The 21,573-nt window shown below is 39.0% G+C and carries 22 protein-coding genes and 1 pseudogene; 11 read left to right on the forward strand and 12 right to left on the reverse strand.

Going from position 1 to position 21,573, the window contains the following annotated elements:
- Positions 1 to 38 precede the first annotated feature (38 nt).
- Genes HMPREF2732_RS09185 through rbsK form a run of 3 tightly spaced genes read right to left on the reverse strand, consistent with a single transcriptional unit; the run spans position 39 to position 3,281 of the window.
- Positions 39 to 1,058 (reverse strand): aldose 1-epimerase family protein, encoded by a 1,020-nt coding sequence (locus HMPREF2732_RS09185; RefSeq protein WP_070592679.1) that lies wholly within the window; start codon positions 1,056 to 1,058, stop codon positions 39 to 41.
- The gene (gene fucP, locus HMPREF2732_RS09190; protein WP_070592681.1) at positions 1,058 to 2,353 is read right to left on the reverse strand and encodes an L-fucose:H+ symporter permease; all 1,296 of its coding nucleotides are present in this window, start codon (positions 2,351 to 2,353) and stop codon (positions 1,058 to 1,060) included. The genes HMPREF2732_RS09185 and fucP overlap by 1 nt, the downstream gene beginning before the upstream one ends.
- 10 nt (positions 2,354 to 2,363) lie before the next feature.
- Positions 2,364 to 3,281, reverse strand: coding sequence for a ribokinase (gene rbsK / locus HMPREF2732_RS09195; protein WP_070592684.1), 918 nt, complete (start codon positions 3,279 to 3,281; stop codon positions 2,364 to 2,366).
- A 151-nt stretch (positions 3,282 to 3,432) separates the two neighbouring features.
- Here rbsK and deoR point away from each other — a divergent pair, with 151 nt between their 5' ends.
- Both deoR and deoC read left to right on the forward strand, forming a co-directional pair.
- Positions 3,433 to 4,176, forward strand: coding sequence for a DNA-binding transcriptional repressor DeoR (gene deoR / locus HMPREF2732_RS09200; protein WP_070592688.1), 744 nt, complete (start codon positions 3,433 to 3,435; stop codon positions 4,174 to 4,176).
- A 30-nt stretch (positions 4,177 to 4,206) separates the two neighbouring features.
- Positions 4,207 to 4,881 carry a deoxyribose-phosphate aldolase gene (gene deoC / locus HMPREF2732_RS09205; RefSeq protein ID WP_070592689.1) on the forward strand — a complete coding sequence of 225 codons (675 nt, stop codon included), beginning with the start codon at positions 4,207 to 4,209 and terminating at the stop codon, positions 4,879 to 4,881.
- A gap of 64 nt (positions 4,882 to 4,945) precedes the next feature.
- Here the strand turns inward: deoC and proS are convergent, their stop codons facing one another.
- The 6 genes from proS to truD all read right to left on the reverse strand — a co-directional run bounded on the left by proS (position 4,946) and on the right by truD (position 10,607).
- On the reverse strand, positions 4,946 to 6,661 hold the full coding sequence (proS, locus tag HMPREF2732_RS09210) for a proline--tRNA ligase (RefSeq protein WP_070592691.1): 1,716 nt from the start codon (positions 6,659 to 6,661) through the stop codon (positions 4,946 to 4,948).
- A gap of 95 nt (positions 6,662 to 6,756) precedes the next feature.
- Positions 6,757 to 7,989, reverse strand: coding sequence for a murein hydrolase activator NlpD (nlpD, locus tag HMPREF2732_RS09215; RefSeq protein ID WP_070592693.1), 1,233 nt, complete (start codon positions 7,987 to 7,989; stop codon positions 6,757 to 6,759).
- Between the two features lie 23 nt (positions 7,990 to 8,012).
- Positions 8,013 to 8,201 carry a hypothetical protein gene (locus HMPREF2732_RS09220; protein ID WP_049363974.1) on the reverse strand — a complete coding sequence of 63 codons (189 nt, stop codon included), beginning with the start codon at positions 8,199 to 8,201 and terminating at the stop codon, positions 8,013 to 8,015.
- Between the two features lie 16 nt (positions 8,202 to 8,217).
- Positions 8,218 to 8,793, reverse strand: a complete 576-nt coding sequence (locus HMPREF2732_RS09225) for a YqaA family protein (RefSeq protein ID WP_070592694.1) — start codon at positions 8,791 to 8,793, stop codon at positions 8,218 to 8,220.
- A gap of 51 nt (positions 8,794 to 8,844) precedes the next feature.
- Complete coding sequence (surE, locus tag HMPREF2732_RS09230) at positions 8,845 to 9,585, reverse strand: 5'/3'-nucleotidase SurE (protein ID WP_049364714.1); 741 nt, start codon at positions 9,583 to 9,585, stop codon at positions 8,845 to 8,847.
- Positions 9,585 to 10,607, reverse strand: a complete 1,023-nt coding sequence (gene truD / locus HMPREF2732_RS09235) for a tRNA pseudouridine(13) synthase TruD (protein ID WP_005699713.1) — start codon at positions 10,605 to 10,607, stop codon at positions 9,585 to 9,587. The genes surE and truD overlap by 1 nt, the downstream gene beginning before the upstream one ends.
- Before the next feature lie 206 nt (positions 10,608 to 10,813).
- On the opposite strand from truD, the gene rraB reads away from it, so the two are divergent.
- The 3 genes from rraB (at position 10,814) to slyD (ending at position 12,701) form a co-directional block, all read left to right on the forward strand.
- On the forward strand, positions 10,814 to 11,242 hold the full coding sequence (rraB, locus tag HMPREF2732_RS09240) for a ribonuclease E inhibitor RraB (protein ID WP_070592695.1): 429 nt from the start codon (positions 10,814 to 10,816) through the stop codon (positions 11,240 to 11,242).
- Between the two features lie 62 nt (positions 11,243 to 11,304).
- Complete coding sequence (locus HMPREF2732_RS09245; RefSeq protein WP_049364712.1) at positions 11,305 to 12,018, forward strand: SIMPL domain-containing protein; 714 nt, start codon at positions 11,305 to 11,307, stop codon at positions 12,016 to 12,018.
- A gap of 44 nt (positions 12,019 to 12,062) precedes the next feature.
- Positions 12,063 to 12,701, forward strand: coding sequence for a peptidylprolyl isomerase (gene slyD, locus HMPREF2732_RS09250; protein WP_049364711.1), 639 nt, complete (start codon positions 12,063 to 12,065; stop codon positions 12,699 to 12,701).
- Positions 12,702 to 12,779: 78 nt separating this feature from the next.
- On the opposite strand, the gene hslU is transcribed toward slyD, so the two are convergent.
- A complete protein-coding gene (gene hslU, locus HMPREF2732_RS09255) occupies positions 12,780 to 14,114 on the reverse strand; it encodes an HslU--HslV peptidase ATPase subunit (RefSeq protein ID WP_049364710.1) in 1,335 nt (444 codons plus the stop codon).
- A gap of 9 nt (positions 14,115 to 14,123) precedes the next feature.
- The gene (hslV, locus tag HMPREF2732_RS09260; protein WP_049364709.1) at positions 14,124 to 14,654 is read right to left on the reverse strand and encodes an ATP-dependent protease subunit HslV; all 531 of its coding nucleotides are present in this window, start codon (positions 14,652 to 14,654) and stop codon (positions 14,124 to 14,126) included.
- Between the two features lie 221 nt (positions 14,655 to 14,875).
- On the opposite strand from hslV, the gene aphA reads away from it, so the two are divergent.
- From aphA to HMPREF2732_RS09275, 3 genes and pseudogenes are all read left to right on the forward strand, one after another.
- Positions 14,876 to 15,583 (forward strand): acid phosphatase AphA, encoded by a 708-nt coding sequence (aphA, locus tag HMPREF2732_RS09265; RefSeq protein ID WP_014064597.1) that lies wholly within the window; start codon positions 14,876 to 14,878, stop codon positions 15,581 to 15,583.
- Between the two features lie 115 nt (positions 15,584 to 15,698).
- Positions 15,699 to 17,309 carry a DNA recombination protein RmuC gene (gene rmuC / locus HMPREF2732_RS09270; RefSeq protein ID WP_049364708.1) on the forward strand — a complete coding sequence of 537 codons (1,611 nt, stop codon included), beginning with the start codon at positions 15,699 to 15,701 and terminating at the stop codon, positions 17,307 to 17,309.
- Positions 17,310 to 17,391: 82 nt separating this feature from the next.
- Positions 17,392 to 17,949 (forward strand): annotated as a pseudogene (locus HMPREF2732_RS09275) (TIGR00645 family protein).
- A gap of 38 nt (positions 17,950 to 17,987) precedes the next feature.
- Here HMPREF2732_RS09275 and hslR read toward each other — a convergent pair.
- Positions 17,988 to 18,383, reverse strand: a complete 396-nt coding sequence (gene hslR, locus HMPREF2732_RS09280; RefSeq protein ID WP_049364707.1) for a ribosome-associated heat shock protein Hsp15 — start codon at positions 18,381 to 18,383, stop codon at positions 17,988 to 17,990.
- A gap of 64 nt (positions 18,384 to 18,447) precedes the next feature.
- Between hslR and nudE the strand changes: the two genes are divergently transcribed.
- The 3 genes from nudE to HMPREF2732_RS09295 all read left to right on the forward strand — a co-directional run bounded on the left by nudE (position 18,448) and on the right by HMPREF2732_RS09295 (position 21,567).
- Positions 18,448 to 18,996 carry an ADP compounds hydrolase NudE gene (gene nudE / locus HMPREF2732_RS09285; RefSeq protein WP_049364706.1) on the forward strand — a complete coding sequence of 183 codons (549 nt, stop codon included), beginning with the start codon at positions 18,448 to 18,450 and terminating at the stop codon, positions 18,994 to 18,996.
- Positions 18,997 to 19,111: 115 nt separating this feature from the next.
- Positions 19,112 to 21,112, forward strand: a complete 2,001-nt coding sequence (locus tag HMPREF2732_RS09290) for an OPT family oligopeptide transporter (protein WP_080970223.1) — start codon at positions 19,112 to 19,114, stop codon at positions 21,110 to 21,112.
- A gap of 50 nt (positions 21,113 to 21,162) precedes the next feature.
- Positions 21,163 to 21,567 (forward strand): hypothetical protein, encoded by a 405-nt coding sequence (locus tag HMPREF2732_RS09295; RefSeq protein ID WP_049364705.1) that lies wholly within the window; start codon positions 21,163 to 21,165, stop codon positions 21,565 to 21,567.
- Positions 21,568 to 21,573: the final 6 nt, after the last annotated feature.

Here is a 21,573-nt window from a genome sequence, read left to right on the forward strand (position 1 = left end):
AATGCTCCTATTATAAAAATAGGAGCATTATTTAATAACTATAAATTTTCAATTCCTGTAGTTACACTAAATGCTTTCGTTTCTTTAGGTTTTAGCATAATTAAACTTCCTGCTTTTTTAGCTGCTAAAAAACCTTCTGGCCTACAAGTTGCTGGTAATACAAATGCACCTACTTGTTGATCCTCATTAAACAAAATCCATCGTGTTGCATAATTAAAGTCTTTAGATGAGAATTTTGTTATATAACTATGCCCACTAGGTGATTTCATTTTATATTCTAAATTCTCTTGATATTTACTGAGATTATCCATAAAGAATACTATTTCAGGATCATACATCACATCATTATCTAATTTATCAAGATGGTATTCCCCTTTTTTAATTTTATCATTAAACTCAAGCCACTTTTCTGTTGGGCTAACGTGAGCTGGTATAGTTTCTCTCAAAACAATAGCCTCATCAGGAATATTCTGAGTTAACTCCGCTCCATGCTCATAACAATAATTCATGTGGCACATATATTGCAATGGCATATCAACACTAGATAAATTAGTTACACTCATTTGAATATCAAATAAAGTACTATTTGAATAAAGTGTTACAGCTGGTCTTGCTGAATAATGATTTCCAAACCCTTTCACATATTCAACTTCTCCCGTAAGGGTTATTGAATTATTATCAATGATTAACCAGGCATTATTAATAATTGAACAGGGCATCTCTCCATGTAAAACATGATCATCTTCAGGGCTTGGACAGCCATTTCTGATTAACCCCGAATGAAAAGCAAAACATCCGTAAGTATCAACAATACTATTACCAAATTTCGGCTCAGAAAACATATTCTTCATTTTTAATGAATGTTTACCAAATTCAGCATCCCAAATAATTTGACCATAAAAAGGCAATACAATAATAAATCCTTTTTTATTACAAATTTTTATTGCTTCAATTCCTGATTCATACTTAAAGCCAAACACTGTAAAATCATTATTACTAAGCAATACTTTTTTATCTCTAGAAAATAACTCTTTGAATAAAAATAACTTCGTTTCCATTATTCCTCTCCTTTTTCTAATTTCATTTTATCCCAGAAGTAATATCCAACATAGATAAAGCAAAGCGTTGGTACAACAAAGGCCAATTGTAAAGATCCTAAAGTATCAGAAACATATCCATGAATAGCAGGAACAACCGCAGCTCCAATAATTGACATTACTACAACAGCTCCGGCTACTTCCCGATGTTCTTGTTTAACAGTTCCTAATACAGATGTATAAATTGTAGCCCAACATGGTCCAAACAATACACTTGCAAAAATTGCAGCATAAACAGCTGAAAAGTCATGAACAAAAGAAGTATAAGAGAGAGTAAATACACCAAGAATAGAATACACAAACAATACTGCATCTGATTTAAACTTAGTCATTAAAAAATTTGCTACAAATTTTCCGATGAAAAAACCAATAAAACTATATATCATGAAATTTGAAGCATCCCTCTCATTAATATTACTTAAATTTAAAGCTAAACGTATTGTAAATGACCATACTGCAACCTGCATGCCCACATATAAAAATTGAGCAATAATTCCTTTCTTAAATTGTTTATTCTTTGATAAATATTTCAATGTATCAATGAATTTCACATTAGTAGCTAAAACTTCATTTTCAGCTTTGCATCTAGGGAATTTTGTCAATAAGAACAACAAAGTAACAGCAATTAATACAAAAATAAGATATTTATAAGGTTGTAATGTATGCTCAAGCAATGATAATTTAAATTCATGAGCTTGATCTGGGGACATCGTAAGCAATTGTTCTTTCAAGCTAGCACCTTCTTGGAAGATTAAATATTTACCCAGTAAAATGCCAGAAATAGCACCAATCGGATAAAATGTTTGACTAATATTCAGTCTTAATGTCGCATAATCTCGATGGCCGAGCATAGAACTATAAGTATTTGCTGATGTTTCAAGGAAACTTAAACCGATAGCAATAGAAAATATAGCAGCTAAAAACATAGTATAAGTAGCCATGTGAGAAGCTGGATAAAACATTGAACAGCCTATAATATACAAGGTTAAACCAATCAAAATAGCAACTTTATAACTTGTTTTCTTTATTACTAGAGAAGCTGGAATTGCAATTAAGAAATATCCACCATAAAAGGCACTTTGAACTAATGCACTTGCAAAGTCACTTAATGTGAATACACTCTTAAATTGAGTAATAAGAATATCGTTTAAGCTCGCGGCAGCCCCCCACAATGGAAATAGGCAAGATAATAATATGAACTGAAATATAGGTGTTCGATTCAAATATCCATCAGGCATTTGCTGTATTCCTTTCATAACATACTCCTTATAATTTACCCAAAAAACACTCAAATTCTTTTTTATCTGGATATGATATTTGAGTTCCTTGACCAGTCACACTATAAGCTGAAAATGCAGAGGCCATGTTCAAAGATGCTAAAATATCATGCGTTTTAACAAGATAGTGTGCAAAACATCCTATAAATGCATCTCCAGCTCCACTAGTATCAATAGCATTAACCTTATGAGGAGCAATATGATGAATTACATTTCCATCTAGCCATATCGCACCTTTTTCCCCCAAAGTAACAACAAGATTTTTCAATCCTTTTGAAATCAATAAATTAGCTGCTATCAGAATCTCATCAATATTAGAAACTGGTAACCCTGTAAGAATTTCTAATTCAGTCTCATTAGGCATAAAAAAATCACACTTACACACATAATTAATATCTAAATTTGGATCAGCAGGAGCTGGATTTAATATTACAGGTATATTATTTTTAACTGCAAAATCAATTGAGTAATAAACAACAGATAATGGAACTTCTAATTGCAAAATAATAAGCTTACATTTTTTAAGTTCATTTTCTGCGTCATCTATATCTTTTGTTGATAAGTGACTATTTGCACCTTTAATAATAAGAATGCTATTTTGGGATGACTTATCTACAAATATCGGTGCGACACCACTGGAAACACCTTTTGCTACTGTTACATAATCAGTATTTATAGCATTCAGATGAAAGTTTTTTAGTGTGTTCTCAGCGAACAAGTCATCTCCAACTTTTGTTAACATCATCACATCCGATCCTAACTTAGCAGCAGCTACTGCTTGATTAGCACCTTTACCTCCACATCCTATCTTGAAGCTAGGAGCTTCGATTGTCTCACCCAACTTAGGCATCCGATCTATATATGTAATCAGATCAACCATATTTGAACCAATAACTGCAATATCCATACGACCTCCATTTCAATTGTTAATAAAGTAACATTTTATTTAAAACACAGTATAATCCTCAAAAAATGTTAAAAAAGTGACAAAGATCACAGTTCTAGAAAAAATTTTTATGATATTATTAGAAGCAATAAAACTATAACCACATATCACCATGGACAGAAAAAACAATTCAAGAATAAAAAGCTTAGAATTTATACTCAGAACAATGAGCTCTATAAAATTAAGAGATGCCGCCAATATACTAAGTGTATCTGAAATGACTTTAAGAAGAGATTTAAGTACTGAAGGATGCCCTTTAATTCTACTAGGTGGTCACATAGTCAAAGCCCCTCAAAACCATCATGAGGCTAACTATCTGATTTTTGAACAAGAAAATAAGAATTTAAAGGAGAAAATGACTATAGGTAAAGCGGCAGCAGAACTTGTTGAAAATGGGGATGTTATTTTTTTTGATTGTGGTTCAACAATCCCTTTTATTGCATCACAAATAAAATCAGATATAAAATTCACTGCACTTTGTTGTTCTCTAAATACATTTACAATTTTGCAAGAAAAAAGTAATTGTGAAGTAATACTAGCAGGTGGATCATACTCTAGTCATAACTCCTTTTTCACTCCAATTAATAACTCAGAAATAGAATCAATACTTACAACTAAAGCCTTTATTTCTGCGGCAGGTGTGAGCGATGAATATGGTGTTAGCTGCTTTGATTATAATGAAGCAAAAGTAAAAAAAATGGCAATGAAAAAAAGTAAAAAGAATATATTGGTATTTGATCATATGAAAATAGGACTAGTAAGAAAAGCATATATTAATGATTTAAATCAATTCGACTTATTAATATGTGATCAAGAATTACCTAAAAATTTCATAATAAAGAATAATCATCAATAATAACCGATGACTAAGTTAAGGAGAAAAAATATGGATAGTAAACAATTAGCACAATATATTGATCACACTGCCCTTACTGCTGAAAAAACAGAACAGGATATTCTTAAGCTCTGCGATGAAGCCATTCAATACGGCTTTTATTCCGTCTGCATTAATTCAGGTTATATTCCTTTAGCCAAAGAAAAACTCGCTGGCTCAAACGTCAAAATTTGTACGGTTGTTGGTTTCCCACTTGGAGCCAACTTATCCTCAGTCAAAGCGTTTGAAACCCAAGAAGCCATCAAAGCGGGTGCGGGTGAAATTGATATGGTAATTAATGTTGGCTTGATAAAAGCAAATAAATGGGATGCCGTAAAAGACGACATTCAAGCTGTATTAACCGCTTGTCATGGTGTACCGCTTAAAGTGATTTTGGAAACATGCTTACTCACCAAAGAAGAAATCGTAAAAGCTTGTGAAATCTGTAAAGCGTTGGGTGTGGCATTCGTTAAAACCTCAACGGGTTTCAATAAAGGCGGCGCAACCGTAGAAGATGTGGCATTAATGAAGAAAACGGTAGGCAACATTGGCGTGAAAGCCTCTGGCGGTATTCGTGATACTCAAACCGCACTAGCGATGATTGAAGCGGGAGCTACTCGAATTGGTGCAAGTGCAGGCATTGCGATCGTAACGGGTGTTTCTGGTAATGCCTCAAGCAATTACTAATCGATAATAAAAAGGAGATTGAGGCATCCACTTCAATCTCCTTTTTTCATCATCAAAGACTCAATTAAGCTTTAATTTGTCCTTTCAAGAAATCTAACAACTGATCTTTTGCAATCATTTGTTTTTCACCAGTGCGGCGATTTTTGTATTCGATTTCGCCATTTGCGAGATTTTTCTCACCAATCACTACCATGTGTGGCACGCCGATAAGTTCCATATCTGCAAACATGACACCTGGACGCTCTTTACGGTCATCAAAGATCACCTCAACGCCTTGTGCTTGTAAAGTGCGGTACAATTCTTCGGCATATTCTTGAACGCTTTCAGATTTATGCATATTCATTGGAACGACAGCTACGGTGAATGGCGCAATTTCATCTGTTGGCCACACAATACCGCGATCATCAAAATGTTGTTCAATCGCCGCAGCGACCACACGCGTTACACCAATACCGTAACATCCCATGGTTACGACCATTGGACGACCATCTTCACCTTGAACAGTCGCGTTCATCGCTTCTGAGTATTTTTTACCTAATTGGAAGATATGGCCGACTTCGATACCACGTTTGATCAATAAGGTACCTTTACCATCCGGGCTTGGATCACCTTCAACCACGTTACGAATATCCGCCACTTTTGGTAAGGCTACATCACGTTCCCAGTTGATATTGAAGTAATGTTTACCATCAATGTTTGCACCCGCGCTGAAATCAGACACTAACGCCACTGAACGGTCAATAATCACTGGAATATTGAGATTAACAGGACCTAATGAACCCACACCTGCCCCGATTTTAGCTTTGATAACCGCTTCGTCTGCAAACTCAAATGGTGAAGCTACTTCTGGTAATTTTTCCGCTTTGATTTCATTTAATTCATGGTCACCACGAATGACTAATGCCACCAACGGTTGCTCTTCGCTTGCCCCTTTTACAATTAAGGTTTTAACCGTTTTCTCAATTGGCAAATTGAATTGTTCCACCAACTCAGCAATCGTTTTTGCATTTGGCGTATCAACTAATTCCATGGCTTTCGTTGGTGCGGCGCGCTCACCAATTGCCACCGCTTCCGCTAATTCAATATTTGCAGCGTAATCAGATTTCGTAGAGAAAATCACATCATCTTCGCCACTGTTTGCTAGCACTTGGAATTCATGTGACGCACTACCACCGATAGAACCAGTGTCCGCTTGTACGGCACGGAAATCTAAACCTAAGCGATTGAAAATATTGCTATAAGTTTGGTACATCACATCATACGTTTGTTGCAAGCTCGCATGATCCGCATGGAAAGAATACGCATCTTTCATGATAAATTCACGCGAACGCATGACACCGAAACGAGGACGCACTTCATCACGGAATTTGGTTTGAATTTGGTATAAGTTAATCGGAAGTTGTTTGTATGATGACACTTCACGACGAACTAAATCCGTAATCACTTCTTCATGTGTTGGACCTAATACAAAGTTACGGTTTCCGCGATCCACAAAACGTAGTAATTCTGGGCCATATTGTTCCCAACGACCTGACTCTTCCCATAATTCTGCTGGTTGCACGACTGGCATTTTGATTTCAAGTGCGCCACTTTTATCCATTTCTTCACGAATGATTTTTTCTACTTTACGAAGCACACGCCAGCCAGTTGGCATCCAGTTATAAAGACCTGAAGCAAGAGGACGAATCATCCCCGCACGAAGCATTAATTGATGGCTCACAATGGCCGCTTCAGCTGGGGTTTCTTTTAATGTTGAGAATAAATATTGACTTGTACGCATTGAATTAACCTTAGATTCTAAGCATTGAGAAAAAATTGGTGAGAGTATAACAAAAAGTGCGGTCATTTTTAACCGCACTTTTTTCAGAGAAAAGATTATCTTCTCGGTAAGTATCTAACTGGATCGACAGATTTACCTTTATAACGGATCTCGAAGTGAAGTTTCACAGCATTGGTTCCTGTGCTACCCATTTTCGCAATTTCTTGACCCGCTTTCACTTCTTGTTGATCGCTCACAAGGATTTTGTCGTTGTGTGCATAAGCACTTAAGAAATCATCATTATGTTTGATGATGATTAAGTTTCCGTAGCCACGTAATGCGTTACCCGCATACACAACACGACCGCTCGCTGCAGCTTTAACCGCTTGTCCACGAGAACCACTGATATCAATCCCTTTGTTACCACCATCCGAGTTAGAGAAACCTTGGATCACGTTGCCTTGTGTTGGCCATTGCCATGCCACATTCGATGCCACTGGTGCTACAACGTTTGCATTAACTGGAGTATTGTTTGTGGTTTCCACTTGAGTTGTCGTTGTCACCGGTGTGCTAGGTGTATTGTTGGTAAACGCTGGTGTTGATGCGCCACCTGTTGCAACACCTGATCTAATTGGACCAATTACCGTACCATCAGAACCAATTTGAGTACCGTTTGCACCTGGTGTATAAGTCACTTCTGGTTCAGCAGGGACTGCCGGTGCAGCTGGTGCTGTAGTTTTCACTGGTACAGTCGTGGTAACCGTTTTAGTTGAACAATTTGAAATTTTTAACGTTTGGCCCACACTTAAGCTATAAGGCTCTTTCATATTATTCATGCTTGCCAAATCTTTCACGTCCATACCCGTCAAGTAAGCGATTAGGAACATGGTATCGCCTTTGTTTACTTTATAGGTATTTCCTTTGTATGAACCTTTTTGAATTTGGCTGTAATCCGGTGCATTAGTATTTGGATTACGCGGCACGTTGATTGCGCCAGAGCTGGTGCAATCAGAAACCGTTTTAGTTACCGTTTTAGTTTGCGGTTGAACTGGTGCCGGAGCAGGCGTTGGTTTAGGTTGTGCTGCAGCAGGTTGTTGAACCGGTTGATAAGTCGGTTGGAAACTTGGTTGTGGTGTTTGAGTTCCCGTTGGCACGCTATTGCCCATGGTATTTGGCATCGTATTTTGTTGGATTTCTGGCTGCCATGTACCGCTCGAATTATTATCAACAGGTTGCATTACCCCCGGAGAAAGTGTGCCATCTACATTTTCAATTGGCGCAGGGCTATTTGAACTACAAGCCGTTAAAATAGCGATACTCACAGGGAGCAATAAAAACGATTTTTTCATTTATTCTTCCTTTAACATTAAATTTATTTCATTTGATTTGGCATCGAATTTTTTTCAATTTCCGGCATAAAGCTACCACCGGCAACCGCTCCCGTTCCTTCTACGGGTTGCATAATACCATTAGGTAATGCATCGGGATCTTGTTTTTGTGGTTCTCCTGTACAAGCTGAGATCAGCAATGCACTCGAAATAATTAAGAGTAATTTATTCATAAAAAAGGTCATCCTGTTATTTTAAAATAAGATAAGCAATCACAGCCAGAGCAACCACACTCCAACCAATGATTTCAATGGATTTACGTAATTTCGCGGCGAATTTTTCTCCGCCCCATGCAGCGAGTTTTGCCACTAAAATAAAACGAGCAAAACGCGACACAAATGCAGTAATCACAAAGGGGATAAACGCCATTTGCATCACGCCCGCGCAAATGGTGAAAACTTTGTAAGGAATCGGGCTAAAACCAGCGACAAATACCACTAAAATGCCCCATTCTTTAAACCACGCCATAGCCTGTTCCCAAGCAGCTTGGTAGCCCCATTGTTGAATATAACCTTGAACCCAATCAAAGGCATAATAGCCGATAGCATAACCAATCATTCCCCCCACTACAGAAGCGACCGCTGTATAAAGCGCAAAACGAAACGCACTTTTCGGTTTTGACATTGACATTGGAATCAACATCACATCGGGTGGAATTGGAAAGAAAATGGCCTCAATAAAACTCACAAAGGATAGCCAAAACACGGCAAAGCGATGTTTTGACCATTGCATTGTTTTATCATACATCGCACCAAAAATATTCATTCACTTATCCTTTATTGCTTCAATAGGGAAATTTCGTTTCAAAACGGCACATTATTCACTTTCCAGCCAATCTTGTAAAGCAGCAATTGACTGATGAGCCGTAAGATCGGCTTGAATTGGCGTAATGGCGACATAACCATTTTTTACCGCATGGAAATCTGTACCTTCACCATCATATTCTGGCAAGCCTGACGGGCCAATCCAATAAATATTTTCGCCACGAGGATCTTCTTGTTTAATCACTTCTGCAGCGGATGAGCGATAACCTAAATGACAGACTTTGATGCCTTTAAGCTCTTCGTAAGGCAAATCTGGCACATTGATATTGATCACTTCGCGTTTATTCAATAATTGAGGATGTAATTTCGGAATTAAATCACACACTACACGAGCCGCTGTTTCATAATGCAAACGACCATCTAAAGATACCGCAATAGCTGGCAACCCTAAATGTCGGCCTTCCAATGCTGCAGCCAAAGTACCTGAATAAATCGTATCATCCCCCATATTGCAACCCGCGTTAATGCCTGATACGACAAGATCCACTTGTCCAGATAAAAAACCGTTTAGTGCCAAATGCACACAATCAGCCGGTGTGCCATTCACGCAATAATCACCACTGTCTAAATGACGCGGGCGAAGTGGCTCAACAAGCGTTAATGAGCTTGATGCCGCGCTACGATTACGATCGGGCGCAACGATCACCACATCGGCAATTTTGCGTAATTCTTTTGCTAAAACTTGAATCCCTTCGGCATGAAAACCGTCATCATTGCTGACTAAAATTCGCATTATTCTTCTTCCTTAATATTCACTAACTCTCGCACCAATGCAGTGGCATAGCTCCCCGCCGGCAAATAAAATGAGAGTTTCAATCCTTCTTCAACAAACGTCCAATGGAAATCTTTTGCCTGCATTAATAAAGGGCGGCGAGCAGCTTTCATTCGTTCTTGTTTCATTAATTCTTGGAAAATCTGATGTTCCAAAACGACTTTATTTTCGACCGCACTTGCAGATAAATTTTCTTCGCCAATTAAAGGTGCAGTGAGCAAAATATCTTGTTCGTTCAAACGTTGCTGTAAGACCACTAAATCTTCATTTTCATCAGCCTTAAACCAACTGTGCGATCCGTTTAATTGCACAATATCGTCTCTTAGAACCTGATCTGCCACATTTTGTTCAATTCGTTCTGCTACAACTAAATTAAAAATTTCGCTGCGAGCTGCTGAAAGATAAAAACTGCGTTTTTTACGATCTTTGACCTTAATCTCCCCTTTCGCCCAACGAATCGCTTGAGTCAGATTATGACCATCACGCCCAAAACGTTGTTCAGTGAAGTAGTTAGGGAAACCGTATTTCGCCACAAAATTTAAGCGTTCGTTTAACTCATCACTTTCTTTTGCACCACGCAATAAAATCTCGAAGGTATTTCCTTGAAGACTACCGGTACGAATTTTACGATTGTGGCGAGTAACGTCTAAAATCTCGACGCCTTCCAACTGAAATTGGCTAAAATCTGGCGTTTCCTTCCCCGGCATTTGCAAACAAAACCATTGTTCTGTAATACCATGACGATCTTTCAAACCGGCATAACCCATATTTCGATCAGAAATACCCGCAAACTTGGCGAGTTTTTCGCCCACAAACAATGTATTGCAATCCGTTTTACGGATTTTTACCGCCACAAATTCGCCTTCACCTGACATTTCATAGCCCAGATCTTCTTTCACAATAAAATCAGCGAACTCCTGCTTTAAAAGTGCGGTTGTTTTTGGCGGTGTTTTTAAGGTGAAATAAGGGAGATGTTTGACCATTTTTTTTCGTTCTAAAATAAGAAAGCCCAACTTTTTCGCTGCAATAAATAGCGTGATCAGCTGGGCATGTTAAGCACAATTTATTCGCGCAGAATTTTAACCTTTCCGACCCTTCAAGGCAAACTGAAATGAGAATAAATTTTTAGCGACATTTTCATCTTTATCTCCTACAATGACCGCACTTTTTCTGACAAAAGGAATGCCTTATGACGAACTTTAACGAACTTCAAGAAGAAACCCGTGAAATCATTACGGATTTATTAAATGATGGCAGCGATCCGGATGCCCTTTATATTATCGAACATCACATCGCCCATTATGATTTTGATACCTTAGAAAAAATTGCCGTGGATGCTTTCAAAGCAGGCTATGAAGTGTCAGAAGCAGAAGAATTTGAAGATGAAAATGACAAGGTCATTTTCTGTTTTGACATCATCAGTGAAGTGGAATTAAAACCTGAAATCATTGATGCACAACAAAAAGAAATTTTGCCATTAGTGGAAAAATACAAAGGTATTTATGATGGCTGGGGCACGTATTTTGAAGATCCGAATGCGGAAGATGATGAATACGGCGATGATGGCGAATTTTTTGACGATGAAGATGTCGAAGACTACAACGAACGTTTACATTAATAATAACAAAGGGCGCGTTAAACCGCCCTTAATTTTTATCTTACCCAAATAGGAATGAAACAATGAAACTCAAAGCGCTTTCTTTAGCATTACTTGCCTTGCCTATCACTTCTTTTGCAGCAGAGCCCGTATCTCATCAGCCAACGGATGTCAGCTTTAGTGTTGAAGCTGAAAGAGAGGTAGAACGCGATTTATTGCAAGTGTCTCTTTTTTACCAAGCGGAAGGCAATGATTTATCCGCGCTCAATAAAACCATGGCAGAAAAAATGAATAAAGCCATTGAGTTAGCAAAAGCACAAAGTGCGGTTGAAATTAAAGATAATTCTCGCAATACCTGGATTCGCTATGACAATAAAGGCAAACAACAAGGCTGGATTGCGCGTGCAGAATTAACCTTAGAAAGTAAAGATTCTCAAGCATTATCAACCTTAGTACATGAATTAGATGGCGTATTAGCCATTGATCGCGTAAGCGCTTCTGTTTCACGTGAGAAATTAAATAGCTTAGAAAAAGAATTAACCAAAGAAGCTTTAGCAAAAGTTAAAGATAAAGCCCTATTAATTCAAGAATCTTTGCAGATGAAAGGTTATCACACACAAAGCCTTGATGTGTCTTCTGCCAATGATTCCGCGAATGATTTTCGCCCTTATGCCGCAGGGGCAATGATGGCAAAAAGTTTATCTTACTCGGATGAAAAAGATGAAACTTACACTCAAAGTGGTAAAGAGAAAATTAAAGTCAGTGTGAATGCGCGAATTGCATTGCTTAAAGAATAATTTTCTATACAATGAATGACGATTTTTTTAATAAGGAAAACAATATGAAAGTAGCAAAAAATACGGTTGTGAGTATTGCTTACCAAGTACGTACTCAAGACGGTGTATTAGTTGATGAAGCACCAGCAAATCAACCATTAGAATATTTACAAGGCCACAATAACTTAATCATTGGTCTTGAAAATGCCTTAGAAGGTAAAGAAGTTGGCGACAAATTTGAAGTGCGTGTTCAACCTGAAGAAGGCTACGGCGAATACAATGAAAATATGGTTCAACGTGTACCAAAAGATGTATTCCAAGGCGTTGATGAAGTCGTTGTTGGTATGCGTTTCTTAGCTGACACAGATATTGGCCCGGTTCCTGTTGTGATCACGGAAGTGGATGGCGATGAAGTGGTAGTTGATGGTAACCATATGTTAGCGGGTCAAGAATTACACTTCACTGTGGAAGTTGTTGGCACTCGTGAAGCAACATTAGAAGAAATTGCTCACGGTCACGTACATGGCGCACATGATCACCACCACCATCATGATGACGAAGATGGTCACGGTTGTGGTTGCGGCGGTCACGGTCATCATCACCATGATCACGATCATGGACACGGTGGTTGCTGTGGCGGTGGTCATAAACACGATCATGATCACGGACACGGTCATGGAGGCTGTGGTTGCGGCGGTCACTAATCTTAATCTAGAGATAAAACTAGAGATAGAAAAAGTGCGGTTAAAAATAACCGCACTTTTTCTTTATCTAAACTTTCATTACAGAATGAATCGACTTAAATCTTCATTCTCAATCACTTCGCCTAATGCCTCACTCACATAAGCCGCATCAATATTCACGGTTTGTCCGTTCATATCGCTCGCATCAAATGAGATTTTATCCATTAAACGTTCCATAACGGTATGTAAACGTCTTGCACCGATATTCTCCGTTTTCTCATTCACTCGGAATGCAGCTTCGGCAATCTTCTTAATGGCATCTTGTGTAAATTCAATGCTCACGCCTTCTGTCGCCATAAGCGCTTTATATTGCTCCGTTAAAGACGCATTTGGCTCAGTTAGAATACGCTCAAAATCCTCTGCCGTTAATGCTGATAATTCAACACGAATCGGCAAACGACCTTGCAACTCTGGGATTAAATCCGATGGACGCGCCACTTGGAATGCGCCCGATGCAATAAAGAGAATATGATCGGTTTTCACCATCCCGTGTTTCGTATTAACAGTTGAACCTTCCACTAATGGCAATAAGTCACGTTGCACACCTTCACGAGAAACATCGGCACCACTGTATTCGCCTTTTTTACAGATCTTGTCGATCTCATCAATAAACACGATACCATTTTGCTCAACGGCATCGATGGCTTTTTGTTTCAATTCTTCCGGATTAATCAATTTGGCCGCTTCATCGTCAATTAAGGTTTTTAATGCATCCTTAATTTTCATTTTGCGTTTTTTGGTTTTATCCGAACCCAGGCTTTGGAACATGGATTGCAACTGATTAGTCATTTCTTCCATGCCTGGAGGTGCCATGATTTCCACACCCATTGAAACGCCTGCAGACACATCAATTTCGATTTCTTTATCGTCTAATTGTCCTTCACGTAATTTTTTACGGAACGCTTGGCGAGTGCTGCTGTTGGTGTCGTGGTTTTCGACTTCACCCCATTGATTTTTCGGTGGGGGCAATAATGCATCTAAAATACGATCTTCCGCCGCATCTTCTGCTTTCGCACGATTTTTCGCAATTTCTTGTTGGCGAACCAATTTCATCGCACTGTCCGTTAAATCACGGATAATGGAATCCACTTCTTTCCCCACATAGCCCACTTCGGTGAACTTGGTTGCTTCCACTTTAATGAATGGTGCATTAGCTAATTTTGCAAGACGACGCGCAATCTCGGTTTTACCCACGCCCGTTGGTCCAATCATTAAAATATTTTTAGGGGTGACTTCATGGCGAAGTGGTTCTTGCAACTGCATTCTTCTCCAACGGTTACGCAACGCGATCGCAACTGCTCTTTTCGCCTCTTTTTGGCCGATAATATGTTGATCTAATTCGGAAACAATTTCACGAGGGGTCATTTCAGACATAATTTTTCCTTATTTATTCGGTAATTCTTCAATAGTGAAATTTGTATTGGTAAACACGCAAATATCACCGGCAATTTTTAAAGATTTTTCCACAATTTCGCGTGCTGATAAATCGGTATTTTCCACCAATGCACGAGCGGCCGACAACGCATAATTACCGCCGGAACCGATAGCAAGAATTTGATCTTCTTCCGGTTGTACCACATCACCAATACCGGTAATGATTAAACTTTCTTTTTCATCCGCCACAATCAGCATCGCTTCTAACTTGCGTAACGCACGATCGGTTCGCCAATCTTTGGCTAATTCCACCGCGGCTTTTAACAAATGCCCTTGATGCATTTCTAATTTACGCTCAAATAATTCAAATAAAGTGAACGCATCAGCTGTGCCGCCTGCGAAACCGGCTAGAACTTTGCCATTATATAAACGGCGTACTTTGCGGGCATTCCCCTTCATCACTGTATTGCCTAGTGAAACCTGTCCATCGCCCCCAACAACTACTTGGCCATTACGACGTACGCTTACAATTGTTGTCATTCTTTTTATCCTTCTTTTAAGAAAAGTTACTCGTTATATGGCGATCGATTCCACCAAATTCAAGGGGAAATTTTTCTTTGATGTTTTATTAAACAACCATCTCAAAAAAAATGTGACAAAGATCACCTTTTTAAATAGCAAACGATTGCTATTATTTTACACCTTTATTTTAAAGGAATATGATTTGTTACAAGTAAAACAAACTACTTAATGAGGAAAACATGAAAAATTTACTTAAACTTTCTGCCATTGCAATTTTAGCGGCAAGCGCAGTCTCTACTTTTGCATCAAACAAAGAACCTTACACTGAACAAGGTACGAATGCTCGTGAAATGACAGAGCAAAAACCGATTCACTGGATCTCTGTTGAGCAGTTGAAAAAAGAATTGGAAGGTAAAGCACCCATTAATGTGAGCTTCGACATTGACGATACTGTACTTTTCAGTAGCCCTTGTTTCTATCACGGCCAAGAAAAATACTCTCCAGGTAAAAATGATTATTTAAAAAATCAAGATTTCTGGAATGAAGTGAATGCAGGTTGTGACCAATATTCTATTCCAAAACAAATTGCGGTGGATTTAATTAATATGCACCAAGCACGTGGTGACCAAATTTATTTCATTACCGGTCGTACAGCGGGCGATAAAGATGGTGTGACACCAGTGCTACAAAAAGCCTTTAATATTAAAGACATGCACCCTGTAGAATTCATGGGCGGTCGCAAACTTCCAACTAAATATAACAAAACACCAGGTATTATTGAGCACAAAGTGAGTATTCACTATGGTGACAGCGATGACGATATCCTCGCAGCAAAAGAAGCGGGTATTCGTGGTATTCGTTTAATGCGTGCTGCTAACTCCACTTATCAACCAATGCCAACCCTTGGTGGCTACGGTGAAGAAGTATTGATTAACTCAAACTACTAATCTTCCTAAAAAGTGCGGTTATTTTGACCGCACTTTTCTTATCTGATTAACCATCTTAATTTTTAAAAAGTTTCTAGGAATATGCTAAAATTTTTGCGTTTCTAGGAGCCTATTTATGTCAGAACTCACGTCTAATCAATATTTAATTATCATTGCCGTGCTGGTTTTTATCAGTATTGTGATGCTTTTTCTATTAAGCCGTAGCAAACGAGATACGCAAGAATTACAACAAGATCTCAATAAAACCATCGACGATTACAATCAATTGGCTGAGCGTTTTGATTCCTTAAGTGTGGTCAAAAATCAATTAGAACAACAAGCCGTTAAAGCACAAACTCATGCGGAAGGATTGCAAACTCGCCTTAATGAACGTGATGAAAAAATCCAATATTTAGAAAAAGAATTGGATGAAGAACAGCTCCGACACGATCAAATTGGCGGACAAATTACCGCATTAAAAGAACGCTTTGGGATCGCGTCAGCACAAGCCGAAAGCTTACAAGGTCAATTACAACAAGCGCAAGAAAATGTGCTTAGAAAAGAACAAGAGCAGCAAAAAACGCAGGAAAAATTGACCGCACTTTCACAAGAATTAACGGAGTTGAAAACCACCCTTTCCGAAAAAGAAAAGCATTTTGCCGAACAGCAACAGCATATTGAACAATCCAAACAACAACTAGGCGTAGAATTCCAAAATCTGGCCAACCGCATTTTGGAAGAAAAAAGCCAATCCTTTAATCAAACCAATCAAACGGCATTGGAAACCTTGTTGAAGCCTTTCCGAGAACAAATCGAAGGCTTTCAAAAACGGGTCAATGAAATCCATTCGGAATCGGTGAAAGGTAATGCGGGCTTAGAAGCGGAAATTAAAAAGGTGTTGGAAATTGGCTTAAATATGTCGCAAGAGGCCAATAATTTAACTTCTGCGCTAAAAGGGGAAAAGAAAACCTTAGGCAACTGGGGAGAAGTGCAACTTGAACGCGCACTTCAACTTGCGGGACTCATTGAAAACGTGCATTACAGTGCGCAGGCCCATTTTAAAGATGAACAAGGCGGTCGAAACTATCCTGATTTTGTGCTCAATTTACCTGATGAGAAAAATATTATCATCGATAGCAAAATGTCATTGAATGCTTACGAAAGTGCGGTCAATTCTGAGGATGAATTCGAACGTGAGCGTTTACTAAGGGAGCATATTAAAGCCCTGAAAAATCACATTGATGACTTGCACCGCAAGGATTACAGCAATTTGATTGGCATGCGCAGTCCTAATTTTGTCTTGATGTTCATTGCAGTGGAACCCGCTTATATTGAAGCCTTAAAATTAGATCCAAGTCTATTTAATTATGGCTACGAGAAAAATGTGATTATGGTTTCGCACACGACCCTCATGCCAATTTTACGCACAGTGGCGAATTTATGGCGTATCGAACGAGGCAACGCCGAAGCGAAAGAAATCGCAGAAAAAGCGGGGGAAATTTACAACCAGATTTGCCTGGTGGCAGAACGTTTAAACAAACTGGGGAATACCCTTTCCACGGTGAGCAATCAATACAACAGCACCGTCACCGCCCTTGTGGGGCAACAAGGTTTAGTGGGGAAAGTGGAACGCTTTAAAGACTTGTCAGCGAAAGCTAACAAGAGCATGCCAAACGTTGAATTACTCAATAATGACGTGGACTTAACGCGCCTATCCCTTATCACTACCGAGAACGGGGTAAAATAAAGCATCCCTGTTGAATTTTTCTTTAAAAGCGGCTATTTTCTTGCCGCTTTTTTATTTAAATTTTTTATTTGTGGGGAATTTTATGGCGACAGAACAAAAAGAAATCACGGATCCATGTGCAAAATATAACGAATAAACCAGTTTTCTAAGCAAAACAATTTTTGCGAGTCGTTGGCTACAAGTGCCTATTTACTTAGGTTTAATTGTCGTACAAGGTATCTATGCCTACAAGTTTATGAAAAACTTGTGGTATCTCATCACCAATGTTAATGAAATGGATGCAGACACCATTATGCTCGCCGTACTCAATCTCATTGATGTAGTGATGATTGCGAACTTATTGGTGATGGTGACATTAGGCGGTTATGAGATTTTCGTCTCAAAACTACGCACGAAAAATCATCCGGATCAACCTGAATGGATGAGCCATGTGAATGCGACCGTGCTGAAAGTTAAACTTTCTATGTCAATTATCAGCATTTCGTCTATTCACTTATTGCAAACCTTTGTGAATGCCTCAAAAATTCCTGAAAAAACGATTATGTGGGAAGTGATTATTCATTTTGCTTTCTTGATTTCAGCGATTGCGATGGCTTATACCGACAAAATCCTCTACAGTACAAGCCACAAAAACCATTAATACACAAAGTGCGGTCAAATTGACCGCACTTTTATTTTCTAGAACTCATCTTGGTGTTTAAATTTCAATAAATCTCGACGTTCTTTTTTGTTTGGACGACGATCAGGATGTGGCATAGACAGTGCATTATTTTTTCTTGCCCATGCCATTTCTTCGCGTTTTTTCACACTCTGTGCCGTTTCTTGGTAAAGTAATTGGGCCTCAGGGGCGCCACGGCGTTGATCACTTAAAGCAATCACTTCAATTTCTTTTTCGTCGCTACCTTGGCGAAGTTTAATCATCGCACCAACTTCGACGGTTTTACTCACTTTTGTACGTTGGCCGTTGTAATGGACTTTACCCCCTTCAATCATTGCTTTCGCAATGCTACGGGTTTTATAAAAACGCGCCGCCCAAAGCCATTTATCTAATCGTACTTCATTATTTTCAGCCATAACTCTTCCTATTTCTCTCACTTTGCGTATGATGAGCCAATAACAAGATAATAGGGCTAATATTATGAAAAAACAACTTCCACACATTCTCTCCCTTTCTACCGTGGCAAAATCCCGCTTGTTTGAAATTCAAGCCGTCGATCTCAAATTCTCTAATGGCATTGACCGCACTTACGAACGTTTCCGCCCTTTTAATCGCGATTCTGTCATGGTGATTGCAATTGATGGAGAGGATCTTCTCCTGGTTCGCGAATATGCTGTTGGAACGGAACAATATGAACTAGGTTTTGTAAAAGGTGGAATGGATACAGGAGAAACGCCCGAACAAAGTGCAAATCGTGAATTGCAGGAAGAAATTGCTTTTGGCGCAAAAAAATGGACGTTTTTACGCACCATGAAGATCAATCCACAAATCATGGGTCATAAAATGCACGTTTTACTAGGTGAAGATCTATACCCAAATCAACTGGAAGGGGATGAGCCCGAACCATTAGAAATCGTACGCTACCCTTTATCTCAACTTGATGCCCTGTTGGTGAGTGATGAATTTAATGAGGCAAGAAACTTAACCGCACTTTATATCTTACGAGATTATTTAAAAAAACGTAAATAAATCGAAGAAATTTAGATAAATTCTAATCACAAACGATTAACTTTAAATAAAACTTGAATAATTATTCTTTTTTTGAGAATGTATAGTCATTTTTCAAAAATAAATAGGAAAATTTATGTCTCATGATAATTTAAAAGAATTGACCTTCCGAGGAATGTTCCTTGGGGCGTTAATTACAGTGATCTTCACTGCATCTAACGTTTATTTAGGTCTTAAAGTGGGGATGACTTTCGCCTCCTCCATTCCAGCTGCCGTAATTTCAATGGCAATTTTAAAATTCTTCAAGGATTCCAGTATCTTAGAAAATAACATGGTACAAACCCAAGCTTCATCAGCAGGGACGTTATCTTCTGTTATTTTCGTGCTTCCAGGCCTATTAATGATGGGCTACTGGCAAGAATTCCCATTTTGGCAAACGGTGCTTATCTGTGCCTCTGGTGGTACTCTAGGCGTACTATTTACCATTCCATTACGTCGTGCAATGGTGGTAAACAGCGACTTACCTTACCCTGAAGGTGTGGCTGCGGCTGAAATCTTAAAAGCGGGTAACAATAGCGAAAGCGACAGCGGTGTAAAAGATATTGCTTACGGCGGTATTTTTGCAGGAACCGTTGCATTCTTCACCAATGCATTACGTGTCATGTCTGATAGCGCGAGCGCATGGTTCTCTAACGGTAAAGCGATTTTCCAATTACCAATGGGCTTCTCTCTTGCCTTAGTGGGAGCGGGTTACTTAATTGGTATCGTGGGCGGTCTGGCCATGTTATTCGGCACATTCCTTGCTTGGGGTGTCGCAGTACCTTATTTCACTGCAACAGGCGATATGCCAACCGATGCGTCAATCGTGAGCTATGCGATGACCGAATGGAAAACCAAAGTTCGCTTTATTGGTGTCGGGACTATCGGTATCGCAGCGATTTGGACATTATTAATCCTTCTCAAACCAATGATCGAAGGGATGATTCATTCTTTCCGTATGTTAAAAGGTTCCCAAGAGGAATCAGAACATCGTATTGATATCGACTTATCACCAAAAACCATCATTTACATTTTATTGGCGACAGTCGTGTTAATCGTGATTTCTTTATATCACTTCGTTGCCGCAGCGCCTATTTCTGCCGAGCTTGCCGTATTATTAGTGGTGGTTTGTACGCTACTTGCGGTGTTAATTGGTTTCTTCGTTGCAGCAGCATCGGGTTATATGGCTGGACTTGTGGGCTCATCTTCTAGCCCTATTTCTGGTATCGGGATTATTTCTGTTATCGTGATTTCACTTGTTTTAGTGACTATTGGTAAAAGCAGTGGTTTATTTGAAACAGCGGACGGTCAAAAATTCTTAACCGCATTGACCTTATTCACGGCATCTATCGTTTTAACCACCGCGACTATTTCAAACGATAACTTACAAGACTTAAAAACCGGTCTTCTAGTTGAAGCGACCCCTTGGAGACAACAGGTTGCATTGATTATCGGTTGTTTCGTTGGTGCATTAGTGATTGCACCGGTATTAGAAATTTTATACCACGCTTATGGTTTCACTGGCGCATTACCACGTCCAGATATGGATCCAGCACAAGCGCTTTCAGCACCACAAGCAACCCTTATGACCACCATTTCACAAGGTATTTTCACCGACCATTTAGAATGGACCTACATTTTAACTGGTGTTGGTTTAGGTATTGTATTGATCATTGTGGATGCATTCATGCGTAAAACCAGTGACAGCCGCTTTGCCTTACCAGTATTAGCGGTTGGGATTGGTATCTACCTTCCACCATCAATCAATATGCCGGTTGTGGTCGGTGCGGTAATGGCATGGTTTATCACCCGTCATATTAAAAACTATGCAAAACGCACTAACGATACTGAAGTGGAGAAAAAAGCAGAACGTTTCGGCACACTTTTCGCTGCGGGTTTAATTGTGGGTGAAAGCTTGATGGGCGTCATCTTAGCCTTCATTATTGCGGCATCTGTCACCTCAGGTGGTTCTGAAGATCCATTAGCCTTAGGATTAGAAAATTGGGATAATATTGGCGAATTACTTGGTCTTGCCGTATTTATCTTTGGTATCTTTATTTTCGTTTCTCGTGTATTACGTGCGAAGAAATCGAAATAATGGATTTAAATAGGCTGTCCTCGGATAGCCTATTTTTCTAGGAGCTTAAGGTGTCAACGCAATCCCCTTATCTAAAAGCAATTATCATCTTCCCATTGGTTACACAGCTAATCGGTAGCATTATTGCTTATGTCGCTTTCGGAATGGACTACTGCAAAGAAGGCAACTTCGATGCCGTATTATTTGGTTTCTTTCTAACATTTTGGCCTCTCACCGTGCCAGCAATAATCAATGCTTACTTTGCTAAATACCGCGGCTATCTACGTCATCAGTGGAATAAAATTCTCATTTTTTCATTCATCATTCTTTTTTGTTATTGGAGTATCGGCAACCTTCTCATCGCACAAAATACTCAATATCTGACTGACCGTGTATTATTTGTCTTAGAGGGTTCTGTCATCCTGGCAATCTATACAACAATTTTCCTCTCCTTGTTATTACCGAAATCAAAGTAGGAAATA

Origin of the sequence: Haemophilus sp. HMSC061E01 (assembly GCF_001810345.1) — a bacterium.
Lineage (GTDB): Bacteria > Pseudomonadota > Gammaproteobacteria > Enterobacterales > Pasteurellaceae > Haemophilus_D.

Coding starts and splice junctions, on each gene's coding strand:
- HMPREF2732_RS09185 (WP_070592679.1), bottom strand. CDS start 1,058: ATGGAAACGAAGTTATTTTTATTCAAAGAGTTATTTTCTAGAGATAAA.
- fucP (WP_070592681.1), bottom strand. CDS start 2,353: ATGAAAGGAATACAGCAAATGCCTGATGGATATTTGAATCGAACACCT.
- rbsK (WP_070592684.1), bottom strand. CDS start 3,281: ATGGATATTGCAGTTATTGGTTCAAATATGGTTGATCTGATTACATAT.
- deoR (WP_070592688.1), top strand. CDS start 3,433: ATGGACAGAAAAAACAATTCAAGAATAAAAAGCTTAGAATTTATACTC.
- deoC (WP_070592689.1), top strand. CDS start 4,207: ATGGATAGTAAACAATTAGCACAATATATTGATCACACTGCCCTTACT.
- proS (WP_070592691.1), bottom strand. CDS start 6,661: ATGCGTACAAGTCAATATTTATTCTCAACATTAAAAGAAACCCCAGCT.
- nlpD (WP_070592693.1), bottom strand. CDS start 7,989: ATGAAAAAATCGTTTTTATTGCTCCCTGTGAGTATCGCTATTTTAACG.
- HMPREF2732_RS09220 (WP_049363974.1), bottom strand. CDS start 8,201: ATGAATAAATTACTCTTAATTATTTCGAGTGCATTGCTGATCTCAGCT.
- HMPREF2732_RS09225 (WP_070592694.1), bottom strand. CDS start 8,793: ATGAATATTTTTGGTGCGATGTATGATAAAACAATGCAATGGTCAAAA.
- surE (WP_049364714.1), bottom strand. CDS start 9,585: ATGCGAATTTTAGTCAGCAATGATGACGGTTTTCATGCCGAAGGGATT.
- truD (WP_005699713.1), bottom strand. CDS start 10,607: ATGGTCAAACATCTCCCTTATTTCACCTTAAAAACACCGCCAAAAACA.
- rraB (WP_070592695.1), top strand. CDS start 10,814: ATGACGAACTTTAACGAACTTCAAGAAGAAACCCGTGAAATCATTACG.
- HMPREF2732_RS09245 (WP_049364712.1), top strand. CDS start 11,305: ATGAAACTCAAAGCGCTTTCTTTAGCATTACTTGCCTTGCCTATCACT.
- slyD (WP_049364711.1), top strand. CDS start 12,063: ATGAAAGTAGCAAAAAATACGGTTGTGAGTATTGCTTACCAAGTACGT.
- hslU (WP_049364710.1), bottom strand. CDS start 14,114: ATGTCTGAAATGACCCCTCGTGAAATTGTTTCCGAATTAGATCAACAT.
- hslV (WP_049364709.1), bottom strand. CDS start 14,654: ATGACAACAATTGTAAGCGTACGTCGTAATGGCCAAGTAGTTGTTGGG.
- aphA (WP_014064597.1), top strand. CDS start 14,876: ATGAAAAATTTACTTAAACTTTCTGCCATTGCAATTTTAGCGGCAAGC.
- rmuC (WP_049364708.1), top strand. CDS start 15,699: ATGTCAGAACTCACGTCTAATCAATATTTAATTATCATTGCCGTGCTG.
- hslR (WP_049364707.1), bottom strand. CDS start 18,383: ATGGCTGAAAATAATGAAGTACGATTAGATAAATGGCTTTGGGCGGCG.
- nudE (WP_049364706.1), top strand. CDS start 18,448: ATGAAAAAACAACTTCCACACATTCTCTCCCTTTCTACCGTGGCAAAA.
- HMPREF2732_RS09290 (WP_080970223.1), top strand. CDS start 19,112: ATGTCTCATGATAATTTAAAAGAATTGACCTTCCGAGGAATGTTCCTT.